6 protein-coding genes and 1 rRNA gene are annotated in these 8,151 nt (G+C 28.5%); all 7 read left to right on the top strand.

Annotated features, from left to right (window positions below; translation table 11 throughout):
* A 5S ribosomal RNA gene (rrf, locus tag J7G74_RS05130) occupies positions 1-114 on the top strand; the annotation flags it as partial.
* Positions 115-297: 183 nt separating this feature from the next.
* Positions 298-1,470, top strand: coding sequence for a double-cubane-cluster-containing anaerobic reductase (locus J7G74_RS05125; protein WP_297132693.1), 1,173 nt, complete (start codon positions 298-300; stop codon positions 1,468-1,470).
* Between the two features lie 159 nt (positions 1,471-1,629).
* The gene (locus J7G74_RS05120) at positions 1,630-2,385 is read left to right on the top strand and encodes an acyl-CoA dehydratase activase (RefSeq protein ID WP_297132690.1); all 756 of its coding nucleotides are present in this window, start codon (positions 1,630-1,632) and stop codon (positions 2,383-2,385) included.
* A 27-nt stretch (positions 2,386-2,412) separates the two neighbouring features.
* Complete coding sequence (gene yedF / locus J7G74_RS05115; RefSeq protein WP_297132688.1) at positions 2,413-3,027, top strand: sulfurtransferase-like selenium metabolism protein YedF; 615 nt, start codon at positions 2,413-2,415, stop codon at positions 3,025-3,027.
* A gap of 173 nt (positions 3,028-3,200) precedes the next feature.
* Positions 3,201-3,977 carry a serine hydrolase gene (locus J7G74_RS05110; RefSeq protein WP_297132686.1) on the top strand — a complete coding sequence of 259 codons (777 nt, stop codon included), beginning with the start codon at positions 3,201-3,203 and terminating at the stop codon, positions 3,975-3,977.
* A gap of 52 nt (positions 3,978-4,029) precedes the next feature.
* The gene (locus J7G74_RS05105; RefSeq protein ID WP_297132685.1) at positions 4,030-5,004 is read left to right on the top strand and encodes a dipeptidase; all 975 of its coding nucleotides are present in this window, start codon (positions 4,030-4,032) and stop codon (positions 5,002-5,004) included.
* A 309-nt stretch (positions 5,005-5,313) separates the two neighbouring features.
* On the top strand, positions 5,314-8,151 hold a 2,838-nt coding region (locus J7G74_RS05100; RefSeq protein ID WP_297132683.1), incomplete at its 3' end, for a beta-N-acetylglucosaminidase domain-containing protein.

Here is an 8,151-nt window from a genome sequence, read left to right as displayed (position 1 = left end):
GGTTATTATAGCAAAGAGGATACACCTGTTCCCATTCCGAACACAGAAGTTAAGCTCTTGAGCGGCGATGGTACTTGGGGGGAAGCCCCCTGGGAGAGTAGCACGTAGCCACGTAATCTTTTTTATTTAATAAAAAAGAGATAGGCTCTGATAAAATAAAAGTCTATCTCTTTTTTTATATAAATAAAATCTATAAGTTAAAACCTCTCATAAAGAATTTTAATAAATATAGTTTTTTTTTATAATATTTGATACTATAAAAATGTTTAAATAAAATTATTATGTAGGGGGATACAGATGAGTAATTTACCAAAACAATTTGATAATTTTGCGCAGGCTCGAAAAGATGGATTTTTAGCGGCTAAAGAGGTTAAAGATAGTGGGAAAAAAATGGTGGGAACGTTTTGTTGCTTTACACCTTCAGAACTGCCTATAGCAGCTAAGGCTGTGCCTGTGGGTGTTTGTGGGGTAAGTGAAGAGGCTATTCCAGAAGCAGAAAAAGTATTGCCAAGAAATTTATGTCCTTTAATAAAATCAAGCTACGGTCATGCTATAACTGATACATGTCCATATTTTTATTTTTCTGATTTACTAATTGGGGAAACTACATGTGACGGAAAGAAAAAAATGTATGAAGAATTAGGAAAAGTAAAACCTACACACATAATGCAATTACCAAATAGAGCTAATGGAAAGCATGAGTTTAATCTTTGGAAAGATGAAATTATTTTATTAAAAGAAGTACTAGAAAAAGAATTAGAAGTGACTATAACTGAAGAAGATATAAAAAAAGCTATAATAGATAAAAATGAAGAAAGAAAATTATTAAATGAATATTATGATTTAGGGAAATTACAACCTTCAGCATTGACAGGCATGGAATTATATCAAGTTTCATATCAAGCTCAGTTTAAATTTGATAGAGATGAATTAAAGAAAAGTTTAAGAAAAGTTATAGATGATACTAGAGATAGATATGAAAAAGGAGAATGTCCTGTTAAGAAAGATGCACCAAGAATATTAATAACTGGTTCTCCAATAGGAGGATGTACAGATAAAATAATAAATACTATAGAAGAAAGTGGAGGATCTATAGTTGCTTATGAATTATGTTCATCAATAAGAAATAATAGAGAGTTAGTTGATGAGAGTAACCCAGATGTTTATGATGCATTAGCTAAAAAATATTTAAATATAGGCTGTGCTTGTATGATGAATAATGATAACAGAATATCTTTATTAGATAAATTAATAGACGAATTTAACATTGATGGAGTAATTGATGTTGCTCTTCAATCATGTCATCCATTTAATGTGGAAGGGAATAGAATAAAAGAGTTTGTAGTTAATGATAAACATATTCACTATATGGCTATTGAAACTGACTATTCTCAATCAGATACAGAGCAATTAAGAACAAGATTTGAAGCATTTATAGAGATGATAGAAGAACAAAAGGTTACTATATGATAATATATAAAATAATATTATAATAGATATATACAAATATTATATAATAACTGTAGGCATTATAAGATAGTTATCAAAGTAAAGTTTAAATATTATATATTTCTGGAATTATAATGCACTGAGAATCAAAATATAGTATCAAAGTTATTAGGGGGAAAAATGTATAGTATAGGTGTAGACTCAGGATCTGTGGCTACAAAGGCAGTATTATTTGATGGAGAAAAAATAGTAAAAAAAGTAACTATACCAACGGGATGGAGCCCAAAGACTACATCAAGACAAGCCTATGATATGCTTATAGATGGGATTGATAAAGACAAAATAAAAAAGGTAATTGGTACTGGGTATGGAAGGATTAGTATGGATTTTGTAGACAAAAAGGTTACAGAGATAACTTGTCATACAAAAGGTATATTCTTTCTAAATAAAAACATAAGAACTATTTTAGATATAGGTGGACAAGATAGCAAGGTTATAAATATAGATGAGAATGGAAATGTAGTTAATTTTATTATGAATGACAAATGTGCTGCAGGTACAGGTAAATTTTTAGAAGTTACTTCTCATAAGCTTGGTAGTGATATTGAGAATATTGATGACTTGGCAGAGGGGGCAACACCAGAGAATATATCTAGCATGTGTACTGTATTTGCTGAATCTGAAATTGTAAGTCTTTTAGCTCAAGATATTCCAAAGGAAAATATAGCAGCGGGCATTTTGAAATCTATTGCTAATAAAGGAGTATCCATATTAAATAAAGGAAGGCTAGAAGGAGAACTTGCATTTACAGGGGGATTAGCTCAAAGTAAAGAATTAGTAAAAATATTAGAAAATAATTTAAATAAAAAGATATTTATAGCAGAAGATGCACAGATAGTTGGTGCACTAGGAGCAGCTATTATAGGTTATAAGTAATTTTAGGCTACATAGGGAGGAAGAAAAATGAACATAGTAAAAGTAAATGCTATAGGAGACAATTGTCCTATACCAGTTGTTAAGACAAAAAAGGCATTAGATGCTTTAACAGAGTCAGCCATAGTAGAAGTAAGTGTAGATAATGAAATAGCAGTACAAAATGTAATTAAACTGGCTACTCAAAAGGATTTATCAACTGTAACTGAAACTATAAATGAAAAACACTTTGTGGTTAAAATAAAATGTGGAGAAGTATCTTCTAAAGAAACACAGGTGGAAGAAGCTGTATGTACATTAGAAAAAGAGGACAAAACAGTAGTAGTTTTAAGTAGTGATAAGATGGGGGAAGGAGATAAAGAATTAGGAAAAGTCCTTATAAAAGGATTTATTTATGCTTTAACTCAATTAGATAAGTACCCAAAATCTGTTTTATTATATAACAGTGGTGTTAAATTATCTTCAGAAGGATCAGATTCTATAGATGATTTAAAAGTATTAGAAGATAATGGGGTAGAAGTGTTAAGTTGTGGAACTTGTTTAAATTTCTATGAATTATCAGATAAACTTCAAGTTGGAAAAGTTACTAATATGTATACTATAGTTGAAGAATTAGCAAATGCTACAAATGTAATTAGACCATAGTGATTAAATTAATATAAATAAAAAAGAAGTAATAAGGGCTATTAAATTTTATTACTTCTTTTTTATTTTTATAGAATATATTTTGATTTTATAATAAAATGATGTGATATATTTGTAATTTAGTGCATTTATAATATATGATTAGAGTGTATAAAGAACTGAGGGGATTTGGGATGAAGAAAATAATAATAGAAAGATTATCTAATATAAAAGGTAAAGTAGGATTTTATTATAAAAATTTAAGAACAGATGAAGTTATAGAATATAATTCTGAAGAAAAGTTAATGTCTGCAAGTTTAATTAAGATGCCTATTTTAATAGAAGTATTTGAACAAATGAATAGAGGAATAATAAAGAAAAATGATATATTTATTACAATGAAGGAAGAAAAAGTTCCTTCTTGTGGAGCTTTAAATTATATGGATGATAATTTAAAAGTAACTTTAAAAGATTTATATACTCTAATGATTATTTTAAGTGATAATTATGCAACAAATATTTTAATAGATGAACTAGGAATTGATAACATAAATAAGAGAATTAAATCATTAGGGCTAAAAAATACAATACTAAATCGTAAAATGTTTGATAGTAAGAAATCGGCATTAGGTCTTGAAAATTATACAAGTGCTAAAGACATGGCTTATATTCTTGAAAAGATGTATAATGGTGCGTTAATAGATAGAAAATCAAGTGAGGAAATGATTAGTATATTAAAAAATCAAAGATTGAATGGTAAAATTCCTTTTTATATTCACAGTCAAATACCTAAGATAGAAATAGCACATAAGACTGGTGAAGATAAGGGGATTACTCATGATGTTGGTATAGTTTATACTAAAGATCCATTTATAATTTGTTTCTGTGGAAATGAGGTAAATGTACCAGAGTATGAACGATTAATGCAAGATATAACATATGATATTTATAAAGAGCATTTGAACTTATAAATATTACACCTTTTGTAAAAGAATATTTTTATTTAAAAATTAGGAGGAGAATATGAGAATAATAGATTTTCACTGTGATACCATATCAAAAATATATGATTATAGAAATAATGGTGAAGACATAAACTTAAAACAAAATAATCTTCATCTAGATATAGACAAAATGAAAAAAAGTGATTACATGTTGCAAGTATTTGCATCTTATATAAATTTGAAATATGATAAAAATCCACTACAAAATTGCTTAAATCACATTGACTTATTATATAAAGAATTAGAAAAATATAAAGATGATATATCAATAGTTTATAATTATGAAGATATTATTAGAAATAAAAAAAATAATAAAATTTATGCATTACTATCTATAGAAGAAGGAGGAGTATGTAAGGGAGATTTAGCATTACTTAGAAACTTTTATAGATTGGGTGTAAGAATGATGACTTTAACATGGAATTATGAAAATGAATTATCATATCCAAATGGTCACTATTATGATGAAGTAAGAAATGAGAGAAAAGGTCTAAAAGAAAAAGGTTTTGAATTTATAAAAGAAATGGAAGACTTAGGAATGATTATAGATATATCTCATTTATCAGATGATGGAATTTATGATGTATATAATAATACTAAAAAGCCTTTTATAGCTAGCCATTCTAATGCTAGAAGTATTTGTTCTCATGGAAGAAATTTAACTGATGATATGATTAAAAAGATTGGAGAACGTGGAGGACTAATAGGAATCAACTTTTATTCTACTTTCTTAAAAGATAACTTAACATACAAAGATACAAGTATGATAAAAGATATAATAGATCATATGAAGTATATTTCTAACATAGGTGGAATAGATGTTGTTGGGGTAGGTACTGATTTTGATGGAATAGATTGTGGATTAGAATTTAAAGATTCTTCAAATATGCAACTTATAGCTGAAGAGATGAAGAAAAATGGATTTAGTGAAGAAGAAATAGAAAAGGTATTTTACAAAAATGGTCTTAGATTGTTTAAAGAAGTATTATGTTAAATTATAAAAATTCAAACACTCATTGTAAAAAAATGGTAAAAATATTAAAGAAATGCCGGGAAAACATTTACAAATGTAAAAAAATGGTATAAAATTTACTTGTACGATGTACAAATATTATAATTGAATTTAGATTTTAACGGGGCGTGTTACCGATTGGGCATTAGCTTTCCTACAATTTTTGTTAGGAAAGCTTTTTTTGTGCAAAAAATAAAATTTATACAAATAAAATCTATCATTATAGTGAAGCGTTTACATGTCACTTAAAATCGCAATTCAAAAATTTAATTTATTAAGGGGAGGTATATGATGAAAATTAAAGGGAAAAAATTTCTAAGTACTATGCTAGCCACTGTATTAATTTTCACTATGATTCAGCCATCTGTAGTTAGTGCAATGTCTAAGTCTAAAGTAGATGTGAAAAAAAGCAATAATTCAGGATATGAAATTTATCCTAATCCGCATGAACTGAATTATTTGAATGGGGAATTTGTTATACGTAAAGATGTGAATGTAGTATACGATAGTAAAATTGATGAAGCTACTAAAAATCGTATGACTGAAGTTCTACAATCAAAAAATAAGAATATTAAAGAGTCAAATAAAGTAGTAAATGGAAAAACTAATATATTAGTTGGGACATATTCATCAGGTGAATATGCAGATAAATATATACAAGATAAATATGAAATAGATTCAAGTTTATTTAAAAAGATTGACTCATACTATATGGCAGCAAAAAATGGGGAAATAGTAATCTTAGGGAAAAATACAGATGCTGCATTTTATGGAATAACAACTTTAAAACATATATTTAACCAAATGGATGGATCTACAATAAAAAATCTTCAAATTGAAGATTATGCAGATACATCAATACGTGGATTTATAGAAGGATATTATGGTTTACCTTGGACAAATGAAGATCGTATGTCTTTAATGAAATTTGGTGGAGAATTTAAGATGACATCTTATATATTTGCGCCAAAAGATGATCCGTATCATACTAGTAAATGGAGAGAATTATATCCTGAAGATGAATTAGCTGAAATAGCTAAAATGGTAAAAGTAGGTAAAGATACAAAAACAAGATTTGTTTGGACAGCACATCCATTTATGGGTAAATTTAATGCAAACGATTTCGAAGGAGAAATGGAAAAGTTAATAGCTAAGTTTGAACAATTATACTCAATTGGTGTTCGTCAATTTGGTGTTCTTGGTGATGATGTTGGTAATCTTGATAAAAAGATTGTTACTGATATGATGAATAGACTATCTGAATGGGGCAAAGAAAAAGGAGATGTTTATGACTGGGTATTCTGTCCAGCTGGATATAATGCAAGTTGGCAAGGTGACTATTCAGAATTAAACACATATGATGCAGCATTTCCAGATAATGTCCAAATTTTCTGGACAGGTCAATCAGTATGTGCACCAGTTAGTCAAGAAACTTTAACTAACTTTAAAACAAATAGAGTAGAAGAAGGTAAAACTAGAAGAAGCCCGCTATTCTGGTTAAACTGGCCAGTTAATGATATAAACATGCAAAGGTTAATGATGGGTAAAGGAAGTTTATTACATACAGATATAAATGTTGAAGATTTAGCTGGTGTAGTTACGAATCCTATGCAAGATGCAGAACCATCAAAGGTGGCTCTTTTTGCAATAGCAGATTATGCTTGGAATGTTAAAGGATTCGATGATAATAAAAGTTGGGAAGACTCTTTTAAATATATAGATAGTGAAGCGCCAGAAGCTTTACATACAATAGCAAAGCATACATCAGATCCAGCGCCAAATGGACATGGACTAGTATTAGAAGAGTCAGAAGATATAAAACCTTTATTAGAGGAATTCTCTAATAAGTTAAATGGTGGAGAAAATATTACTGAATCGGGTACTAAAATAGTAAATGAAATGGACATAATAATCCAGGCCTGTGATGAATTCATAAAAACTAGTAAAAATAAAAGAATGGTTGAACAAATTACTCCATTTGCAAATTCATTAAAAGATTTAGCAACATCTATTAAGCAGTTTGTTCAATCAGCAATAGATTTAGAGAAGAATGATAATGATTCAGCTGTACAAAATTTTGCTGAAGGAAATACATCATATGAAAATAGTAAAAAACATGACAGAGTAACAATAGATGGCACTAAAAAAGCTCAACCAGGTTCTAAACGTTTAATTCCATTTGTACAATCTGTTAGGGATGCAATTTCTGATGAAATAAATTCATTAGTTAATGGTGGAGAAGAAAAATTAAAATTAACTGCAGAAACAAATATTTCAGGGATACATCAAGGAAAAATTGAAAATATTATAGATGGTAAAAATGATACTTATATATGGAATAGTGCATATGAGCAAGTGGATCAATATTATCAAGTAAATTTAAGTAGACCAACTACAATTTATGGTGTAGATATATTAAATGGAAATACAAGTAAAAAAGATGATACTTTTGGACATGCTAAAGTACAATATACAACTGATGGACAGGATTGGAAAGATATTAATAATAAAATATATGGTCCATATGCTGAAAAGGTTAAAATTACAAATGTGGAAATAGAAAATGTTGTTGGTGTAAGATACATATGTACACAAACAGATTCTGGTAGAAAATGGCCTGCTATGAGAGAATTTAAAATATTAACTACTCCACAACCTGAAGTCCCAACTTTTACAAGTGAAGTAATACGTACAACTGATGGATGGAGTATTCATTCTGGAAAAGAATCTGACATGCTAGATGGAGATGAAAATACAGGTGTTCATTATAATGTAAGACAACGAGTAAATCCACAAAATACTACTGTAGCAGGAGATTATGTAGGAGTAAAATTAAGTGAGCCAATAGTTCTTGGCAAAATTAAAATCCTTCAAGGGCCAAATGCTAGTTCAGGAGATTACTTTAAAAATGCTACCTTAGAATACTCTTTAAATGGTGTTGATTACAAAGAAATTAAGCAATGTAAAAATGAGAAGGATATAACAATAGATCTTTCAGATAAAAATATTGAAGCTCAATATATACGTTTAAGAAATAACAAAGATCAAGAGACTTGGATTGGATTTAGAGAATTTGAAGTTAATGCAAAAATAGATCATAATGGTAAAGTATATACTAATGTAGAAAAG

The sequence above is a fragment of the Terrisporobacter sp. genome (assembly GCF_017888745.1).
In the GTDB taxonomy this organism is placed as follows: domain Bacteria; phylum Bacillota; class Clostridia; order Peptostreptococcales; family Peptostreptococcaceae; genus Terrisporobacter.
The sequence above is the reverse complement of the archived record's forward strand: the minus strand, read 5'-3'. Positions and strand labels throughout refer to the sequence as shown.

Bases quoted from the DNA above. Each gene is read 5' to 3' on its own strand.
- J7G74_RS05120 (WP_297132690.1), top strand. From the start codon at position 1,630: ATGTATAGTATAGGTGTAGACTCAGGATCTGTGGCTACAAAGGCAGTA.
- J7G74_RS05110 (WP_297132686.1), top strand. From the start codon at position 3,201: ATGAAGAAAATAATAATAGAAAGATTATCTAATATAAAAGGTAAAGTA.
- J7G74_RS05125 (WP_297132693.1), top strand. From the start codon at position 298: ATGAGTAATTTACCAAAACAATTTGATAATTTTGCGCAGGCTCGAAAA.
- J7G74_RS05105 (WP_297132685.1), top strand. From the start codon at position 4,030: ATGAGAATAATAGATTTTCACTGTGATACCATATCAAAAATATATGAT.
- yedF (WP_297132688.1), top strand. From the start codon at position 2,413: ATGAACATAGTAAAAGTAAATGCTATAGGAGACAATTGTCCTATACCA.